This window comes from Streptomyces sp. NPDC046557, assembly GCF_040645975.1.
In the GTDB taxonomy this organism is placed as follows: Bacteria; Actinomycetota; Actinomycetes; order Streptomycetales; family Streptomycetaceae; genus Streptomyces.
Map to the genome: position 1 here is coordinate 131,961 of NZ_JBEYZH010000009.1, position 18,623 is coordinate 150,583.

An 18,623-nucleotide genomic window follows, 5' to 3' on the forward strand; every position below is an offset into this window, starting at 1 on the left:
ACCGAACGTACACAGCATGGGGACGAGTACAGATGCGACGACCCGTAGTACAAATCACCAGGAAGACCCTGATCACCGTGGCGGCCGCTGGGGGCGCGCTGGCGCTCGGCGGTGGCTACGCGCACGCGGACGCCGGGGCGGCGGGACACGCCGTGAACTCGCCGGGCGTGCTGTCCGGCAACAACGTGCAGGCGCCCGTGGACGTCCCGGTGAACGCCTGCGGCAACACGGTCACCGTGATCGGGGGCCTCAATCCGGCCTTCGGCAACCGCTGCGTCAACGCGGGCGGCCCGACGCAGCCCGACCACCCGGGCCACCCGGGCCACCCGGGCAACCCCGGAACGCCGGGCCACCCGGGCAACCCCGGAACGCCGGGCCACCCGGGCAACCCCGGAACGCCGGGCCACCCGGGCAACCCCGGCCACCCCGACGAGCCGTGCGACGACGACCACCCGGGCCACCCGGGTCATCCCGGGACTCCGGGGCACCCGGGGAACCCCGGGACTCCGGGGCACCCGGGCAACCCCGGCACCCCGGGGCACCCGGGCAACCCCGGGACTCCGGGGCACCCGGGCAACCCCGGCACCCCGGGCCACCCGGGTACGCCCGGCACCCCGGGCCACCCGGGCACGCCCGGCAACCCCGGGACTCCCGGGAACCCCGGGAACCCCGCGGCGCCCGGCCAGGGCCATGGTGGGGGGCTCGCGGCCACCGGGTCCGGTGACGTCCTGACGGCCGGCCTGCCGCTCGCCGGCGGCCTGCTGCTCGCGGGCAGCGTGCTCTACCGGCGCGCCCGCAACGCCGCCTGACGGCACGGACGAACGGCCGGCCCGCACGGCACACGGCTACCTTTGACGCGGGCCCCCCGCCGGGGGCCCGCGTCACCACGTGGCGCGGACCTGACGGATGATCCGGCGGCGCAATCGCACGCGGCGACTGCCGTCCCGGAGCAGCGTCAGCCGGTCGAGCTCCCAGTGCCCGTACTCGGCGTGGTCGGTCAACAGGCGAGTCGTCTCCTGGCGGGGCACCCCTCGGGGCACGTACAGGTCGACAAATTCGTATTCCGGCATCGCATCTATTGTGCGGGCAGAGGCCCGCTACGGATAGCGTCTGCACTATGTCTGATGCCGCTCTGCCCACTGTTGCCGAGGTACGCGCCGCCGCCGAGGCGGTCAAGGCCGCGCTCGACCGTCACCTCGCCGCGGTCGAGAGCAGGATCGGGGACGACGACCCGGCCGTCTACGCCGCGTTCAACGAGCTCGCCTCCGCCGCCGACGAGTACGACGAACTGCTCTACGACCGCTACGACGAGGTCACTCCCTTCGAGATCCCCACCCCCGAGGACGGCGTTCCGTACACCGGGCCCGCCGAGCCCGCCGCGTTCAGCGTGCTCATCCGCCGCGACTACGCGGTGGTCGAACCACAGCGTCTGATCGCCCAGGCCGACCGCGTGGCCGCGCACGACCCTGACGCCGAGCCCGTCGAGGACGGCGGCACCGCCGGAGCGCTGGGCGTCCTCTTCGGGGAGTACGAGCCCGACGAGATCCATTCCCGCTACCGCGAGTTCGGCCTGGAGGAGGGCGACTCCACGCTGTGGATCGCCGCCGCGGAGGAGGTCGCGGAACCGGGGGAGTGGCTCGACTCGCCCTTCGAGCACGCCGACGCGCAGAACGTACTGCACCGGTTCGACGTGAGTTCCGTCTTCGACGAGGAGCCGGACGAGTTCGAGGACGACGACGCGACCGACGGGGCCGCGGCCCCGGGGCTCACCCCGGCCTGATCGCCCTTGACGGAATGGGCCCCCGTCCCCGGCGGCCGGGGGCCCATCCGGTCACCACGCCCGTTACCGAGGCTGTTCCCCGGCGGCCGCCGCGAGGGCCCGCAACAGACCCGTCAGACGTGTCGTGCGCGGCTTGGGCGGTACCCCGGCCACCGCGCGCGGCAGCGCCTGGTCGACTCCGTGCACCACCGAGAGGTGCCGCTCGGCGCGGCCGAACGCCGTATACACCCAGTCCCGGGACAACGCGTCCGCCGCGTCGCCGGGCAGCACCACGACGACCGCCGGCCGGCGCAGCCCTACGGCCTGGTGCCCGGTCACGGCCCAGCCGTGGCGCACCGCCGACTCCACCCGCTCCTTCGGTACGACGATCCGCGCGCCCGCCGCCTCCAGGTGCAGCCCCTGCGCGTCGGCCGACACCATCCGGGCCGGCAGGGCCCGGCCGGGCGCGGCCACGTACACCACCTGGTCCCCGGGGTCGAAGCCGCCGAAGCGGCCCGGGCCGGGGTTCAGCCGCTCCTTGAGGGCCGCGTTCAGTGCCCGGGTCCCCGCCGAACCGCCGTGGCCGGGGGTGATCACCAGTACGTCCCGCGCCGGAATCCCGAAGGCGCGCGGCACGGACTCGGCCACCAGCTGGACCGTGCGGTGGACGGCCTCGCCCGCCTCCCGCACCGGCACGATGACGACCTCCTTGCCGGGGGCGTCGACCTGGTTCAACTCCCCGACGCCGATGCCGGACACCAGCTCGCCCAGTGGTCCCGGGTCCGGGACGCGGGAGACGATCCGCGGGTACGTCTTGGCCGCCAGCACATCGGCGAACACCCGGCCGGGCCCCGCGGAAGCGAGCACGCCGGGATCCCCGGACAGCACCAGGCGGGCCCCGTCCGGCAGCGACTCCACCAGCGCGGCCGCGCTTTCCACGTCCAACTGGGGCGCGTCGAGGACGATGAGCAGGTCCAGCGCGAACTGTCCGTCAGCATCCCGCCCGGGCCCCTCGCTCCCGTCGAGCAGACCGGCGACGGTGACGGCGCCTTCCGCCGGGGTGTGCGCGGCCAGAGCGGCCCGCAGGCCGAGCCGGCGGGCGGCCTCCAGCAGGGCCCGCGGTTCGGTGCGGGCGGCCTCGCCTCCGGTGTGGGTGACCACGCCGTGGCCGGAGACGGCCCGGACCAGCTCGGCGCCGACGCCGCCGGCCGCGGCCTCCGCCTCCCAGTCGGCGGGGCCGGCGAAGGTGGTGGCCAGGCGGGCCAGCCCGTCGGCCAGGCTCTCCTCGGCCAGCGCGTGGCCCTCCAGCCCCACCAGGACCGTGCCGGGCTGCTCGTCATGCTCGTCATGCCCGTCCTGGTCGCCTTCCGCGGCCTGCCCGGACCCCACGGCCTTCTCGGAGTCGGCGGACCCGGCGTCGGCCGACGGTTCGTGGAAGACCAGCACGGCGCCCTCGCCGATGGCCTGTTCCAGGGCTCCGGCCGGGTCCGGTACGCCGTACTGGGCCAGCGCCTTCTCCAGGACCGGGGCCTCCAGTGCGGTGTGCCCCTTGAGCGCGGCCTGCGTCAGCAGCCAGCCGACCAGGGCGCCGCCGCGGCGTTCGTCCCCGGGGCCGGCCCCGGCTCCCAGCAGGGCGCGGGCGAAGCCGTCGGCCTGGGTGGGGCGTACCCCGGCCACGGCCAGCAGCCGCCAGGGGTTCTCGGTGAGCTGTTGGGCGGCCCCCTCGCCGAGCGCGGAGGCCGCCGTCCCGGCCAGCGCCTCGGGGGCGCCGCCCCGGGCCAGCACCGCCCGTACGCCCTCGATGTCGCCGGGCGCGGCGGCCGGCGCGGGTGCGCGGGGCTGCTGCGGGGGAGTGGGGGTGGCGGCCTTGCGCGGCGCGGCCGGGGCGTCGTCGAAGTACGCGGCGGGGGGTTTGGCGCCGCTCTCGACCGCCCGGACCGCCGCGAGAAGATCGGCGGCCGTGCCGCTGAGCTTCGCGCCCGCCTCGACCGGTGCCTCTCGCTCCGCCTTGCGCCGGGCGATCCGCTCCCGCTCGATCCGCTGCGCGGCCAGCTCGGCCTGGGCCTCGGTCAGCTCGGGCTTGGCACCCTCGGCCGTCGTCCCGTCCTCCTCGGCCGTCGTCCCGTCCGCGTCCCCTGGGGCGTCGGACTCCCCTCCGTCCGCGCCCGCGTCGTCCTCCGGGCCCGGGCCGGACTCGCCGGCGGAGGTGTCCGACGCCCGCTGTGCGGGTTCCCCGCCGGAAGGCTCAGGGGCACGCGTGCCCTCGACCGCCCCGGCCTCCGGGCCGGGGGTCTCCGGTTCGTCCGCGTCGGCGGTGGCGGCGGGCTCGGTACTCACAGCGTGCTCCAGTCCTGATCGGGGTAGCGGTGCACGGGCGCCGACACGTCGTCCAGCGCCCGGCAGATCTCCTCCGGAAGACTAAGGGCCTCCACCGACAGCGCCGCCCCGAGCTGCGCCGCCGTACGCGCGCCGACGATCGGCGCGACCACCCCCGGCCGGTCCCGCACCCACGCCAGCGCCACCTGGAGAGGGGTCACCGCCAGCCCGTGCGCGGCCGTCGCCACCGCGTCCACGATCCGGCCCGACGCCTCGTCCAGGTACGGGTCCACGAAGGCCGCCATGGTCTGCGACGCGGCCCGCGAGTCCGCCGGGGTCCCGGCGCGGTACTTCCCCGTCAGTACCCCGCGCCCCAGCGGCGAGGACGGCAGCAACCCCACGCCGAGGTCCAGCGCGGCCGGCAGCACCTCCCGCTCCACGCCCCGCTGGAGCAGCGAGTACTCCATCTGCGTGGAGGCGAGCCGGGTGCGGGTGCCGGGCGCCGCGAGCTGCCAGGTCGCGGCCTTCGCCAGTTGCCAGCCGCTGAACCCCGTCACCCCCGCGTACCGGGCCCGGCCGGCGGCGACCGCCAGGTCCAGCGCCTGGAGGGTCTCCTCCAGCGGGGTGTGCGGGTCGAAGGCGTGCACCTGCCACAGATCGACGTAGTCGGTTCCCAGCCGGGCCAGGGACTCGTCCAGCGCCGCAAGCAGGTGCCCGCGCGAGGCGTCGCACCGCCGGTCCGGGTCCCGGACGGAACCCGACTTCGTCGCGATCACCAGTTCCCGGCGCGGCACCAGCTTGTCGACCAGTCGCCCGAGGAGGTACTCCGCCTCCCCGCCCCCGTACACGTCGGCGGTGTCGACGAGCGTGCCGCCCGCCTCCCAGAAGGTCTTCAACTGCTCTGCGGCGCCCGCCTCGTCCGGTCCCTCCGCGGACCGTCCCCAGGTCAGGGTGCCGAGGCCGATCCGGGACACGCGCAGGCCGGTGCGGCCGAGATGCCTCTGCTCCATGAGCGCTGAGACTACTGGGGCACTGCCGCCGACGACCGGGGCGCGCTACAGTCCCCGCAGACCTACGTTACTGATCGGTAAACCGGTAAGGGGACGACTCATGCGGCTCGGCATCAATCTCGGTTACTGGGGTGCGGGCATGGACGGCGACAACCTCGCCGTCGCCCAGGAGGCCGACCGCCTCGGCTACGACGTCTGCTGGGCCGCCGAGGCGTACGGCTCCGACGCCGCCACCGTGCTGGCCTGGGTCGCCGCCCAGACCGAGCGCATCGACGTCGGCTCGGCGATCTTCCAGATCCCGGCCCGCCAGCCCGCGATGACGGCCATGACCGCCGCCACCCTCGACTCCCTGACCAAGGGTCGCTTCCGGCTCGGCCTCGGTGTCTCCGGACCGCAGGTGTCCGAAGGCTGGTACGGCGTGAAGTTCGACAAGCCGCTCGCCCGGACCCGCGAGTACGTGGAGATCGTCCGCAAGGCCATGAGCCGTGAGCGCCTCTCCTACGAGGGGCAGCACTGGACCCTCCCGCTTCCCGGCGGCCCCGGCAAGCCGATCAAGCTCACGGTCCACCCCGAGCGCGAACACATCCCGCTCTACATCGCCGCCATCGGGCCGAAGAACCTGGAGCAGACCGGCGAGATCGCCGACGGGGCGCTGCTGATCTTCCCGGCGGCCGAGCACCTGGAGGAGACCGCCCTGCGCCACATCCGGGCGGGCCGCGAGAAGGCCGGGCTGACGATGGACGGGTTCGACGTCTGCCCGACCGTCCCGCTCGCGGTCGGCGACGACGTCAACGCCCTCGCGGACACGTTCCGCCCCTACACAGCCCTGTACGTCGGCGGGATGGGCAGCCCGAAGCAGAACTTCTACAACCAGCTCGCCCAGCGCATGGGGTACGAGAAGGAGGCCGCCGAGATCCAGGCCAAGTACCTGGGCGGCGACAAGTCGGGCGCCGCCGCCGCGGTCCCGCACTCGCTGATCGACTCGACGACCCTGCTCGGCTCCGTGGAGCGGATCGCGGACGGGATGCGCGCTTACGCCGACGCCGGGGTCACCACCCTGACGCTCGCCCCGGCCGGGTTCACCCTCGACGAGCGGGTCACCGCCCTGCGGGCCGGCGTCGAGGCCCTGGAACACGCCGGTCTGGCCTGAGGAACGCCCCGCGGCGCCTGAGGAGCGCCCCGCGGCCGTGGTGGGGGCTCGGGGGGTCTTCCCCGCCACGGCCGACACAGCCAACAACGCGCGCGGCGGCCCCGGGGTTACGCCCTGGGGCCACCGCCTTCACTTCGTTCATTCGGCCGAGTCCCCTCACGTATCGGTTGCCCGGTCACCACATCCGTCCTTGACTCGGAACATGTCCTCTGCCCGCAGCCTGTTCCAGGAGATCGTCGACAACGACGACTCCTTCCAGCTGTTCTGTTCCATCGCCGCCAGCGGGGAATCCCAGGGCGGCTGGGAGAACGGCCGGATCGCCGCCCTCGTGCCCGACGGCATGCGCCACCTCGCGCCCAAGATCACCCGGCACGGCGCCGACGAGGACAAGCACGGACGCATCTTCAGGGCCCTGCTGCGCAAGCGGGGGCTGCCGGCCGTCCCGGTCCCGCCCGAGACGGACTACACGATGCTGCTGGAACGCCGGGGCATCGGCCTCGCGCACGACAAGCTGCGCCGCGACGAGCCGCTGACCGAGGAGGACATCGTCGTCTACCTCGCGCACAGCCGCGTCACCGAACAGCGTGCCGCCGACCAGATGGACATGCTGCTCAGGCACTTCGGGGACCACCCCGAGGTCGGCAAGGCCATCCGCATGATCAGCCACGACGAGGACAACCACCTCGCCTACTGCCACGAGGAACTGCTGGCCCTCGTCCGCGCCGGCCACGGCCGCACCATCCAGCGGGTGCTCCGCGACAGCGCCCTCGCCGAGATCGCCGTCTACCGGGACGTGAGCCTCGCCGTCATGGACCACATGGGACGGCTGCTGCGCTGGCCCGGGCCCAAGGCGGCCACCCTCGCGGCCGGAATCCGCGGGGTGTACGCCTACGAGCGGTTCAGCGGCTGGCACCGGATGGTCAGCCTGCGCATGCCCCGGCGGCGCGACGCGCTGGGCGGCGTACCGACGGCCACCGCCGGCTACGCCTGACCGCCCCGGACACCCCTACAGCCAGCCGCGGCGCTTGAACAGCCGGTGCAGCCCGAGGCAAGCGGCCACCATGACCACCAGCACCGCCGGATAGCCCCAGCCCTGCCGGAGTTCCGGCATGTGGTCGAAGTTCATCCCGTAGATCCCCGCCACCATCGTCGGGACGGCCGCCATCGCAGCCCACGCGGAGATCTTGCGCATGTCGTCGTTCTGCCGGACGCCCATCTGCGCCAGGTGCGCCGACAAGGCGTCCGACAGCAGCCGGTCCAGTCCCTCGATGTACTCGTTCGCCTTGGTCAGGTGATCGGCGACATCGCGGAAGAAGGGCTGCGAGCGCTCGTGCACGAACGGCACGTTGCCGAAGGCGAGCCGGTCCATCGGCCCGAGCAGCGGGCTGGTGGCCCGGCGGAACTCCAGCACCTGCCGTTTGAAGCCGTAGATCCGGGCGGCCGTGGTCTTCGTGTGCCGGCTGTCAGAGGCGTTCGGCGCGAAAACCTCGGCCTCCAGCTCCTCCAAGTCCGCCTGCAGCTCCGCCGCCACCTCGATGTAGTGGTCCACCACCGCGTCGGAGATCGCGTACAGCACCGCCGTCGGCCCGTGCCGCAGCACCTCGGGATCCTGCTCCAGGCGATGGCGCACGGCGGCCAGCGCGGCCCCCTCGCCGTGCCGGACCGTGACCACGAAGGAGTCGCCGATGAACACCATCAGCTCGCCCGTGGTCACCGTGTCGGTGTCGTCGTCGTACAGGACCGGCTTGAGGACGACGAAGAGCGAATCGTCGTAGACCTCCAGCTTCGGGCGCTGATGCGCGGTCAGCGCGTCCTCCACCGCCAGCTTGTGCAGCCCGAACTCCCGGCTGACGTGCTCGAATTCGTCCTCCGTGGGCTCGTGCATCCCGATCCACAGGAAGGCGTCACCCGTCGCCCGCGCCTCGTCGAGGGCATCCGAGAAATCCTCGGGGGCCTCGGAGCGGCGGCCGTCCCGGTACATCGCGCAGTCGACTATCACGCCGGGCATTCTCCCTTGACCCGCCCCCGTCCCGCACACCGCCACCAGCCCTTAGGGTGGCCCCATGGCCACGCTGATCCTCGTACGGCACGGGCGGTCCACCGCCAACACCGCGGGCTTGCTCGCCGGATGGACCCCGGGAGTGAGCCTCGACGAACGCGGCGCCGAACAGGCCGCCGCACTGCCCGGGCGCCTCGACGGGGTGCCGCTCGCCGCCGTCGTCAGCAGCCCGCTCCAGCGCTGCCGGGAAACCCTCGCCCCGCTGCTGGCCGCCCGCCCCGGGCTGGAGCTGCACACCGACGAGCGGATCGGCGAGTGCCACTACGGCGACTGGTCCGGGCGCAAACTATCCGAACTCGCCGACGAACCCCTGATGAAGATCGTCCAGCAGCACCCCTCCGCCGCCGCCTTCCCCGGCGGCGAGAGCATGCGCGCCATGCAGGCCCGCGCCGTGGACGCCGTACGGGAGTGGAACGCGCGGATCGAGGAGCAGCACGGCGCCGACGCCGTCTTCCTCATGTGCTCGCACGGCGACATCATCAAGTCGCTCGTCGCGGACGCCCTCGGCATGCACCTCGACCTCTTCCAACGGATCCACGTCGACCCCTGCTCCGTCACCGCCATCCGCTACACCCCGACCCGCCCGTTCCTGTTCCGCCTCGGCGACACCGGGGACTTCGCCGCCCTCGTGCCGCGCAAATCGCCCGAAGACGGCGGGGACGCCGTCGTGGGCGGCGGCGCGGGCGCGGCCTGATCGAACGGCGCAGTAGGGTGGACGGGCCGACACAGGCTGCCCGCCCACGCCCCGCCCCTGCAACCGACACTTGGAGACTGGACGTGCCCCGTCAGGTGTTCCTTTACGACCCGCCGGACCGCTTCGTGGCCGGTACGGTCGGTCTGCCTGGACGCCGTACGTTCTTCCTCCAGGCTTCCTCCGGCACCCGCGTCACCAGCGTCTCCCTGGAGAAGACCCAGGTCGCGGCGCTGGCCGAGCGGATGGACGAGCTGCTCGACGAGGTCGTACGGCGCACCGGGGGCAACGCCCCGGTGCCCGCCGTCGCCTCCACCGAGGCCGCCGACACCGCCCCGCTCGACGTCCCCGTCGAGGAGGAGTTCCGCGTCGGCACCATGGCCCTGGCCTGGGACGGCGAAGAACAGCGGATGATCGTCGAGGCGCAGGCGCTCGTGGAACTCGACGCCGATTCTGACGAGGACCTCGCCGAAGCCGAGGAACGCCTGCTCCAGGACGAGGAGAACGGCCCCCCGATGCTGCGCGTGCGCCTCTCCGGCGCCCAGGCCCGCGCCTTCGCCAAGCGGGCCCTGGACGTCGTCAACGCCGGCCGGCCGCCGTGCCCGCTGTGCAGCCTGCCGCTCGACCCCGAAGGGCACGTGTGTCCCCGCCAGAACGGCTACCGGCGCCAGGTGTGAGCGTCGTGAACCCGACCGAGGAACTCCTCGCCAAAGGCGAGCTCACCGTAAGGGGCCGGATCGCGGAGGCGTCCAACGCCGTCCTGCTCTGCACCGTGACGTACGAGGGCGTCAGCGCCGAATGCGTCTACAAGCCCGTCAAGGGCGAGCGGCCGTTGTGGGACTTCCCCGACGGCAACCTCGCCCAGCGCGAGCGCGCCGCCTACCTGGTGTCCGAGGCCACGGGGTGGGGGCTGGTACCCGAGACGGTGCTGCGCGAGGGGCCTTATGGCGAGGGCATGGTCCAGCGGTGGATCGACGCCGGCGAGGCCCCCGAGGCGGAGCTGCTGGCGCTCGTCGAGGGCGACGAGGCCGGGGAGGGCTGGAAGCCGGTCGCGCTCGCCGAGGTGGGGGAGGGGCGGACCGCCCTGCTCGTGCACGCCGACGACCCGAGGCTGCGCCGGCTCGCCGTCCTGGACGCCGTCATCAACAACGCCGACCGCAAGGGCGGGCACCTGCTGCCCGCCCCCGACGGCCGGCTCTACGGCATCGACCACGGAGTGACCTTCCACGCCGACGACAAGCTGCGCACCCTGCTGTGGGGCTGGGCCGGAGAGCCCCTGACCGGCGAGGCCCGGACCGTACTGACCTCCCTCGCCTCCCAGCTGGCCGACGGAGGCCCCCTCGCCACCCGGCTGGCGGAACTGATCACCGCCGATGAGCTGGCCGCCGTACGGGCCCGGGTGGACCTCCTGCTGCGCGAGGGGACGCATCCCCGCCCGTCGGGGCAGTGGCCCGCCATCCCCTGGCCGCCGGTCTGAGCCGCCCGCGCGCCGCCCATGGCCCCACGCACAGAACCGGCCAGACCGCAAGGGTGGCGATCAAGCCAACAGTGCTGGTCCGGTTCGATGACGGAACATCCGTCCGGTTAGGCTCGAAGCATGCATGCCTGGCCCGCTTCTGAGGTCCCCGCCCTGCCTGGCAAGGGCCGCGACCTCCAGATCCACGACACCGCGACCCAGGGGACGGTCACCCTCGACCCCGGTCCCGTCGCCCGTATCTACGTCTGCGGCATCACGCCGTACGACGCCACCCACATCGGTCACGCGGCCACCTACAACGCGTTCGACCTGGTGCAGCGTGTGTGGCTCGACACCAAGCGGCAGGTCCACTACGTCCAGAACGTCACCGACGTCGACGACCCGCTGCTGGAGCGGGCACAGCGCGACGGCCACGACTGGACCGAACTCGCCGAACGCGAGACGGCCCTCTTCCGCGAGGACATGACCGCCCTGCGGATCCTGCCGCCCCGGCAGTACATCGGCGCCGTCGAGGCCATACCCGGCATCGTGCCGCTCGTCGAGCGGCTGCGGGACGCGGGCGCCGCCTACGAGCTCGAAGGCGACGTCTACTTCTCGGTGGAGTCCGACCCGCACTTCGGCGGTGTCTCGAACCTGGACGCCGAGGCCATGCGCCTGCTGTCCGCGGAGCGCGGTGGCGACCCCGAGCGCCCGGGCAAGAAGAACCCGCTGGACCCGATGCTGTGGATGGCCGCGCGGCCGGGCGAGCCGAGCTGGGACGGCGGCTCCTTGGGCCGCGGCCGGCCGGGCTGGCACATCGAGTGCGTGGCCATCGCCCTGGACCACCTGGGCATGGGCTTCGACATCCAGGGCGGCGGCTCCGACCTGGCCTTCCCGCACCACGAGATGGGCGCCTCGCACGCCCAGGTGCTGACCGGCGAGTTCCCGATGGCCAAGGCGTACGTGCACGCCGGCATGGTCGCGCTCGACGGGCAGAAGATGTCCAAGTCCAAGGGCAATCTGGTCTTCGTCTCCGCGCTGCGCCGGGCGGGCGTCGACCCGGCCGCGATCCGGCTCGCGCTGCTGTCGCACCACTACCGCGCCGACTGGGAGTGGACCGACGCCGTCCTGGAGGAGGCGGTGGGCCGCCTGGAGCGCTGGCGCGCCGCCGTGTCCCGTCCGGACGGGATCCCGGCGGACGCCCTGGTCGAGGAGGTTCGCGAGGCCCTGGCGAACGACCTGGACGCCCCGGCCGCGCTGGCGGCCGTCGACCGGTGGGTCGAGGCGCAGATCGCCTCCGACGGAGACGACGAGTCGGCCCCCGGGCTGGTCTCCCGCACGGTGGACGCGCTGCTGGGCGTGGCCCTGTAAGCCGCGCCGTCGTCGTCGGGGCGCCGCCTCGGCCCGGACGCGGCGGGAGTGAGCCGACAACGCCGGACCGGCCGCACAAGCGGCCGGTCCGGCGTTGTTGTCGGCTCCGTCGGCCGCGGCTCGCGCGAGCGGCCCCGGGCTGCGCCCGGGCTTTGTGGGGCTCCGCCCCACACCCCGCGCCTCAAACGCCGGCGGGGCTGGTTTTGCCGGTGCCTCAGACGCCGGCGGGGCTGGTTTTGCCGGTGCCTCAGATGCCGGTGGGGCTGGTTTTGCCGGTACCTCGTCCGCATCGCGGGGCTCGGTTTGCCGGTGCGCCGCCCCCTGGCGGGGCCGGGTTTGGCGGTACCCGGCCCCCGGCGGGGCGGGGTTCGGCTCTCGCCCCAAACGCCGGCGTGGCTCGGTCTGCCGGGGCCGCGCGTCACCGGCGGGGCTGGTTTTGGCGGCGGGTCATGCCTCCGGGGGCGTGTCCTCCTCCGGCGGCGCCGCCGGAGGGTCCTCCGGGGGCTCCGGGTCCGGCCGCAGTCGCGGCTTCGTGCGGCCGCTGGAGGTGTCCCGCAGGTACGACCCGTCACCCGGCTCCGCGGTCGCGGAAGGGTCCCGGCGCCGCAGGTACCGCTCGAACTCGCGGGCGATCGCGTCCCCCGACGCCTCGGGGAGGTCGGCCGTGTCCCGCGCCTCCTCCAGCGTCTGCACGTACTCCGCCACCTCGCTGTCCTCGGCGGCCAGTTGGTCCACGCCCAACTGCCACGCCCGCGCGTCCTCCGGCAGTTCGCCCAGCGGGATGCGGATGTCGAGCAGGTCCTCCAGCCGGTTCAGCAGCGCCAGCGTCGCCTTCGGGTTCGGCGGTTGCGACACGTAGTGCGGCACCGCCGCCCACAGCGACACCGCCGGGACGCCCGCGTGCGTACACGCCTCCTGGAGCACGCCCACGATCCCGGTCGGGCCCTCGTACTTCGTCTCCTCCAGGTCCATCGTCCGCGCCAGGTCCGCGTCCGACGTCACCCCGCTCACCGGGACCGGCCGGGTGTGCGGGGTGTCCCCCAACAGGGCGCCCAGGATGACCACCATCTCCACGCCCAGCTCGTGCGCGAACGCGAGGATCTCGTTGCAGAACGAGCGCCAGCGCATGGACGGTTCGATGCCGCGCACCAGCACCAGGTCGCGCGGCTTCGCACCGCCGATCCGGACCACCGAAAGCCTGGTCGTCGGCCAGGTGATCTTCCGAACCCCGTTCTCCAGCCACACCGTCGGCCGGTTGACCTGGAAGTCGTAGTAGTCCTCGGCGTCCAGAGCCGCGAAGACCTCGCCCTTCCACTCCCGGTCCAGGTGCGTGACAGCACCGGAGGCGGCGTCACCCGCGTCGTTCCAGCCCTCGAACGCGGCCACCATGACCGGGTCGATCAGCTCGGGCACGCCCTCAAGCTCGATCACCCAGGTCTCCTTCCGAAGTTCCCTTGCGTACGTGGGTCAGCCTAAGCCTTGGAGGGACGCCGGCCACAGCCCACGACAGAGGGGCGGTTCCCTCCGGAACCGCCCCACTTCCCGCCGCGGCGACGGCTACGCCTTGCCGCCGTCCAGCATCTCCTCGACGCGGGAGCGCACCTCGGCGTTGTCCAGGCCGCGGACCGTCACCGTCGTGCGCCGGCGCAGCACGTCGTCGACCGTCTCGGCCCACTCGTTGTCACGGGCGTACGCGACCTGCGCCCAGATCTCCGGTCCGTCCGGGTGGATCCGCTCGGCCAGCGCCGGGTCCTCGTTCGCCAGCCGGGCGATGTCGAAGGCCAGCGAGCCGTAGTGCGAGGCCAGGTGCCGGGCGGTCAGCGGGTCCATCCGCGTCCCGGGCTCCCGGTCCACCAGCAGCCGGTGCGCGACCGCGTTCGGGTTGGCGACACCGGGCAGCGGGACCCGGCGCACCAGGGACTTCACCGGCTCCATGTCCTCGGTCAGCGGGCTACCGGGCAGCTTGGCCAGCTTGTCCATGACCACCCGGCCGATGTGGCGGTACGTCGTCCACTTGCCGCCGGCCACCGACAGCATGCCGCCCGCGCCCTCGGAGACGACCGTCTCGCGCTTGGCCTTCTCGACGCCGCCGGGGCCGCCGGGCAGCACCCGCAGGCCCGCGAAGGCGTAGGTCATCAGCGAGCGGTCCAGGTCCGCGTCCTTCACGGAGAACGCCGCCTCGTCCAGGATCTGCCGGATGTCGGCCTCGGTGGCGCGCACGTCCGCCGGGTCGCCCTCGTAGACCTCGTCGGTCGTGCCCAGCAGGAGCTGGTCCTCCCACGGCAGGGCGAAGGTGATGCGGTACTTGTCGATCGGGGTGGCCATGGCGGCCTTCCACGGCGACTTGCGCTTCATGACGATGTGCGCGCCCTTGGACAGGCGGATCGACGGCATCGCGTGCTTGTCTTCCATGCGCCGCAGGTGGTCCACCCACGGGCCGGTGGCGTTGAGCACGACGCGCGCGTCGACCCCGAACTCGGTGCCGTCGAGGCGGTCCTTGAGCTCGGCGCCGCTGACCCGGCCGCGCGTCATGCGCAGGCCGGTGACCTCGGCGTGGTTCAGGACGACCGCGCCCGACTCGACGGCCGCGCGCACCGTCATCACGGCGACGCGGGAGTCGTTCATCTGGTGGTCGTAGTAGACCGCGACGGCCTTCAGGTTGTCGGTCTTCAGACCGGGGTTGTCGGCGACGGCGCGGGCCGGCGATATCACCTTGCCGATGCCGTCGCCGAAGGCCGACAGGGCGGAGTACGCGAAGACGCCCGCGCCCAGCTTCGCGGCGCCGACCGGGCCGCCCTTGTAGACCGGAAGGTAGAAGGTGAGCGGGTTGACCAGGTGCGGGGCCACGTCCTTGGCCAGGACCCGGCGCTCGTGGTGGTTCTCCGCGACCAGCTTGACCGCGCCGGTCTGCAGGTAGCGCAAGCCGCCGTGGACCAGCTTGGAGGACGCCGAGGAGGTGGCGCCGGCGAAGTCGCCGGCGTCCACCATGGCAACCCGCAGACCCGACTGCGCGGCGTGCCAGGCCACGGACGTGCCCAGGATTCCACCGCCGATGACCAGCAGGTCGTACGTGGCCTTCGCCAGCTGCTCACGGGTCTCGGCGCGGCTCGCGTTGGAGCCGGCGGTCGGGTGCGAACCCAGTGCGGGAACGCTCTGCAGGGTGCTCATATCTCTTAGCTCCTCGTCGATTGACTCAGCTGAATGCGGTCAGCTGGCGTCTTCGTCGTCGATCCAGCCCATGGACCGCTCGACGGCCTTGAGCCAGTTCTTGTACTCGCGGTCCCGCTGCTCGGCGGGCATCCGCGGGGTCCACTCCGCCGCGCGGCGCCAGTTGGCGCGCAGGGCGTCGGTGTCGGGCCAGAAGCCGACGGCCAGGCCGGCGGCGTAGGCGGCGCCGAGGCAGGTGGTCTCGGCGACCATCGGGCGCACCACGGGGGCGTCCAGGAAGTCCGAGAGCGTCTGCATCAGCAGGTTGTTGGAGGTCATGCCGCCGTCGACCTTGAGGGCCGCGAGCTCGACGCCCGAGTCCTTGGTCATGGCGTCGGTGATCTCGCGGGTCTGCCAGGCGGTGGCCTCCAGTACGGCACGGGCGATGTGCGCCTTGGTGACGTACCGGGTGAGGCCGGTGATCACACCGCGGGCGTCGGAGCGCCAGTACGGGGCGAACAGGCCGGAGAAGGCGGGCACGAAGTAGGCGCCGCCGTTGTCCTCGACGGAAGAGGCCAGCGTCTCGATCTCGGCGGCCGACTTGATCAGGCCCATCTGGTCGCGCATCCACTGGACGAGCGAGCCGGTGACGGCGATGGAGCCCTCCAGGGCGTAGACCGGCTTCTCGTCGCCGATCTGGTAGCCGACCGTGGTCAGCAGGCCGCTGTAGGAGTTGATGATCTTGTCGCCGGTGTTCATCAGCATGAACGTGCCGGTGCCGTACGTGGACTTCGCCTCGCCCTCGGAGAAGCAGGTCTGGCCGAACAGGGCGGCCTGCTGGTCACCGAGCGCCGAGGCGACCGGGACACCGGCGAGCACGCCCTCCTTGACGTGGCCGTAGACCTCGGCGGAGGACCGGATCTCGGGGAGGACGTTGAGCGGGACCTCCATCGACTCGGCGATCCGCTCGTCCCACTCGCGGGTGTGGAGGTTCATCAACATGGTGCGCGAGGCGTTGGTGACGTCGGTGACGTGCACACCGCCCTCGGTGCCACCGGTCAGGTTCCAGATGACCCAGGAGTCCATGGTGCCGAAGAGGATGTCGCCGGCCTCGGCGCGCTCGCGCAGGCCTTCGACGTTGTCGAGCAGCCAGCGGACCTTGGGGCCCGCGAAGTACGAGGCGAGCGGCAGGCCCGTCTCGCGGCGGAAGCGGTCCTGGCCGACGTTGCGGCCGAGCTCCTTGCACAGGGTGTCGGTGCGGGTGTCCTGCCAGACCAGCGCGTTGTGTACCGGCTCGCCGGTGTTCTTGTCCCACAGGAGGGTGGTCTCGCGCTGGTTGGTGATGCCGACGGCCTTCACGTCGGCCGACGTGAAGCCCGGAATGTCCTGGCCCGCCTTGGCGATGGCCCCCGCGACGACCTCCTGGACGTTGGTCCAGATCTCGGTGGCGTCGTGCTCGACCCAGCCCGGCTTCGGGAAGATCTGCTCGTGCTCCTTCTGGTCGACGGCGACGATGCGGCCGTCGCGGTCGAAGACGATGCAGCGGGAGGACGTGGTGCCCTGGTCGATCGCGGCGATGAAGGGGCCGGTGCTGCTGGTCATGGTGGCTGCTCCTGGCGGCTCTGGTTGGCGGAATCAGGGGGCGGTGCGGATCTTGCGATACGTGCCGATGCTGATCAGACGAACGCGATGTTGTACAGACCACCGGCGACGACGGCACCGACGAGCGGGCCGACGACCGGGATCCAGGAGTATCCCCAGTCCGAGCCGCCCTTGTTGGGCAGCGGCAGCAGGGCGTGGACGATGCGGGGGCCGAGGTCGCGCACCGGGTTGATGGCGTAGCCGGTCGGGCCGCCGAGGGAGAGGCCGATACCGACGACCACGAAGGAGGTGATCAGGACACCGATGACACCGAGACCCTTGCCGTCGTCCTGGAGGCCCTGGGTGAGGATCGCCAGGATCAGGACGGCGGTGCCGATGATCTCGGTGAGCAGGTTCTGGACGACGTTGCGGATCTCGGGTCCGGTGGAGAAGATCCCGAGCACCGGGCCGGCCACGTCGTGCGGGTGCGGGTCCTCGGGGCCGAGCTTGGCGTCACGGATGTGCTCCGGGTCCGCCAGGTGGGCGAGGAACTGTCCGTAGTACGTGGCCCACATCAGCACCGCGCCGATCATGGCGCCGAGCAGCTGGCCCGCGAGGTAGACCGGCACGTCGCCCCACTCGCCGGTCTTGACGGCTATGCCGACGGTGACCGCGGGGTTGAGGTGCGCGCCGGACAGGGGCGCGGAGACGTATGCGGCGATCATGACGGCGAAACCCCAGCCGAAGGTGATCGCGAGCCATCCCGCGTTGCGGGCCTTGGAGCTCTTGAGCGTGACGGCGGCGCAGACGCCACCGCCGAGCAGGGTGAGCAGGGCGGTACCGATGGTCTCGCCGATGAAGATGTCGGAGCTGGACACCCGCGACTCCTTTGTCTTACGTCCAGGGGGTGGGCGGACACCGGGTCCCTCCGGTGGTCCACCGCACTCGGTGAGTGCTACACCGGTCCTTGGCCTCGTCACACCCTAACGCGTATTGCCGGTAGGTGTTCGACAATGCCGACCGATGAACGGCAGTTTTCCGCCCTGGTGAAGAACGCGTCAAGGGTTGGGCGGGTCACAGATCCGGATCGTTACCGCTCGGTGTGATCGCCCAAATTCGGCCAACTCATGATCGAAAAAACGCCAAATGCACCCAGATAACGACCAATGTGGTCCTGGGTGCACTCAAAGCAAGGTCAGAACCGGCCCGCGCCGAGGTCGCGCGAAACCGACCGCGCACAGTCGCGCACCGACGCGACCAGACTCGCCCGCGGCTCCCCGCCGTCCCCGCACACCCGCTCCACGGCCCCGGCCAGCGCCACCGCGCCGACGGGCATCCGCCGCCGGTCGTGGATCGGGGCGGCCACCGAGGCGATGCCCTCCCACGTCTCCTCCACGTCGGAGGCCCAGCCGCGCGCCCGGGTCAGGTCCAGGATCTCCTCGAAGCCGGCCGCGTCGGTGACCGTACGGGGCGTGAACGCCTCCCGCTCCACCTCGACCGCCTCCGTGTGCGCCACCGGGTCGAACGCCGACAGCACCTTGCCCAGGGCCGTGGAGTGCAGCGGCTGCATGGCCCCCACCTCCAGCACCTGGCGGCTGTCGTCCGGCCGGAACACGTGGTGCATGATCAGCACCCCGCTCTTGTGGAGCACCCCCACGTACACGCTCTCGCCGCTCGCCCGAGCCAGGTCGTCCGTCCACACCAGCGCCCGGGCCCGCAGCTCGTGCACGTCCAGGTAGCTGTTGCCCAGGCGCAGCAACTCCGCGCCCAGCTGATAGCGGCCGGAGGCCGGGTCCTGCTCCACGAAGCCCTCCGCCTGGAGGGTGCGCAGGATGCCGTGCGCCGTCCCCTTGGCGAGCCCCAGCGCACCGGCCACGTCCGACAGGCCCAGCCGGCGTTCGCCGCCCGCCAGGAGCCGCAGCATCGCAGCGGCTCGTTCGAGCGACTGGATGTTCCGTGCCATCGTGCAGCCTCCTGCTGACGTAGTTCGACAATGCTGAACACTATCGGCCGATGTCGACCTTGTGCATGCTCGGGGAAACTCTTCGGGTCGTCGACGTGCCGCCCACCACCCTTGGAGCCC

General features: G+C 72.5%; 17 protein-coding genes. 8 read left to right on the plus strand and 9 right to left on the minus strand.

Features of this window, described 5'->3' with window-relative positions; all coding sequences use genetic code 11:
- The first annotated feature begins 32 nt into the window (after positions 1-32).
- A complete protein-coding gene (locus ABZ934_RS18640) occupies positions 33-809 on the plus strand; it encodes a chaplin family protein (RefSeq protein WP_361314140.1) in 777 nt (258 codons plus the stop codon).
- Between the two features lie 72 nt (positions 810-881).
- Here ABZ934_RS18640 and ABZ934_RS18645 read toward each other — a convergent pair whose 3' ends face one another.
- Positions 882-1,070, minus strand: coding sequence for a DUF5703 family protein (locus tag ABZ934_RS18645; RefSeq protein WP_112452273.1), 189 nt, complete (start codon positions 1,068-1,070; stop codon positions 882-884).
- 47 nt (positions 1,071-1,117) lie between these two features.
- On the opposite strand from ABZ934_RS18645, the gene ABZ934_RS18650 reads away from it, so the two are divergent.
- Entirely contained in the window at positions 1,118-1,780 is a 663-nt protein-coding gene (locus ABZ934_RS18650) for a hypothetical protein (RefSeq protein WP_361314143.1), read from the plus strand.
- Positions 1,781-1,843: 63 nt separating this feature from the next.
- Here the strand turns inward: ABZ934_RS18650 and ABZ934_RS18655 are convergent, their stop codons facing one another.
- Both ABZ934_RS18655 and ABZ934_RS18660 read right to left on the minus strand, forming a co-directional pair.
- On the minus strand, positions 1,844-4,096 hold the full coding sequence (locus ABZ934_RS18655; protein ID WP_361314145.1) for a helix-hairpin-helix domain-containing protein: 2,253 nt from the start codon (positions 4,094-4,096) through the stop codon (positions 1,844-1,846).
- On the minus strand, positions 4,093-5,085 hold the full coding sequence (locus ABZ934_RS18660; protein WP_361314147.1) for an aldo/keto reductase: 993 nt from the start codon (positions 5,083-5,085) through the stop codon (positions 4,093-4,095). The genes ABZ934_RS18655 and ABZ934_RS18660 overlap by 4 nt, the downstream gene beginning before the upstream one ends.
- 100 nt (positions 5,086-5,185) lie before the next feature.
- On the opposite strand from ABZ934_RS18660, the gene ABZ934_RS18665 reads away from it, so the two are divergent.
- Positions 5,186-6,235, plus strand: coding sequence for an LLM class F420-dependent oxidoreductase (locus ABZ934_RS18665; RefSeq protein WP_361314149.1), 1,050 nt, complete (start codon positions 5,186-5,188; stop codon positions 6,233-6,235).
- Between the two features lie 202 nt (positions 6,236-6,437).
- On the plus strand, positions 6,438-7,226 hold the full coding sequence (locus tag ABZ934_RS18670; RefSeq protein ID WP_361314151.1) for a ferritin-like domain-containing protein: 789 nt from the start codon (positions 6,438-6,440) through the stop codon (positions 7,224-7,226).
- A 15-nt stretch (positions 7,227-7,241) separates the two neighbouring features.
- Here the strand turns inward: ABZ934_RS18670 and corA are convergent, their stop codons facing one another.
- Entirely contained in the window at positions 7,242-8,243 is a 1,002-nt protein-coding gene (gene corA, locus ABZ934_RS18675; RefSeq protein ID WP_361314154.1) for a magnesium/cobalt transporter CorA, read from the minus strand.
- Between the two features lie 55 nt (positions 8,244-8,298).
- Between corA and ABZ934_RS18680 the strand changes: the two genes are divergently transcribed.
- From ABZ934_RS18680 to mshC, 4 genes are all read left to right on the plus strand, one after another.
- The gene (locus ABZ934_RS18680; protein WP_361314156.1) at positions 8,299-8,988 is read left to right on the plus strand and encodes a histidine phosphatase family protein; all 690 of its coding nucleotides are present in this window, start codon (positions 8,299-8,301) and stop codon (positions 8,986-8,988) included.
- A gap of 83 nt (positions 8,989-9,071) precedes the next feature.
- Positions 9,072-9,662, plus strand: coding sequence for a DUF3090 domain-containing protein (locus tag ABZ934_RS18685; RefSeq protein ID WP_361314158.1), 591 nt, complete (start codon positions 9,072-9,074; stop codon positions 9,660-9,662).
- Positions 9,663-9,667: 5 nt separating this feature from the next.
- Positions 9,668-10,462 carry an SCO1664 family protein gene (locus ABZ934_RS18690; RefSeq protein ID WP_361314160.1) on the plus strand — a complete coding sequence of 265 codons (795 nt, stop codon included), beginning with the start codon at positions 9,668-9,670 and terminating at the stop codon, positions 10,460-10,462.
- Between the two features lie 120 nt (positions 10,463-10,582).
- On the plus strand, positions 10,583-11,812 hold the full coding sequence (mshC, locus tag ABZ934_RS18695; protein ID WP_361314162.1) for a cysteine--1-D-myo-inosityl 2-amino-2-deoxy-alpha-D-glucopyranoside ligase: 1,230 nt from the start codon (positions 10,583-10,585) through the stop codon (positions 11,810-11,812).
- A 447-nt stretch (positions 11,813-12,259) separates the two neighbouring features.
- Here the strand turns inward: mshC and ABZ934_RS18700 are convergent, their stop codons facing one another.
- The 5 genes from ABZ934_RS18700 to ABZ934_RS18720 all read right to left on the minus strand — a co-directional run bounded on the left by ABZ934_RS18700 (position 12,260) and on the right by ABZ934_RS18720 (position 18,503).
- A complete protein-coding gene (locus tag ABZ934_RS18700) occupies positions 12,260-13,243 on the minus strand; it encodes a PAC2 family protein (RefSeq protein WP_361314165.1) in 984 nt (327 codons plus the stop codon).
- A 126-nt stretch (positions 13,244-13,369) separates the two neighbouring features.
- Positions 13,370-14,980: a glycerol-3-phosphate dehydrogenase/oxidase gene (locus ABZ934_RS18705; protein WP_361314167.1), complete on the minus strand. Its 1,611-nt coding sequence runs from the start codon at positions 14,978-14,980 to the stop codon at positions 13,370-13,372.
- Between the two features lie 39 nt (positions 14,981-15,019).
- On the minus strand, positions 15,020-16,561 hold the full coding sequence (gene glpK, locus ABZ934_RS18710) for a glycerol kinase GlpK (protein ID WP_361314170.1): 1,542 nt from the start codon (positions 16,559-16,561) through the stop codon (positions 15,020-15,022).
- Positions 16,562-16,635: 74 nt separating this feature from the next.
- The gene (locus ABZ934_RS18715; RefSeq protein ID WP_361314172.1) at positions 16,636-17,418 is read right to left on the minus strand and encodes an MIP/aquaporin family protein; all 783 of its coding nucleotides are present in this window, start codon (positions 17,416-17,418) and stop codon (positions 16,636-16,638) included.
- A 317-nt stretch (positions 17,419-17,735) separates the two neighbouring features.
- The gene (locus tag ABZ934_RS18720; protein ID WP_361314175.1) at positions 17,736-18,503 is read right to left on the minus strand and encodes an IclR family transcriptional regulator; all 768 of its coding nucleotides are present in this window, start codon (positions 18,501-18,503) and stop codon (positions 17,736-17,738) included.
- Between the last annotated feature and the right edge of the window lie 120 nt (positions 18,504-18,623).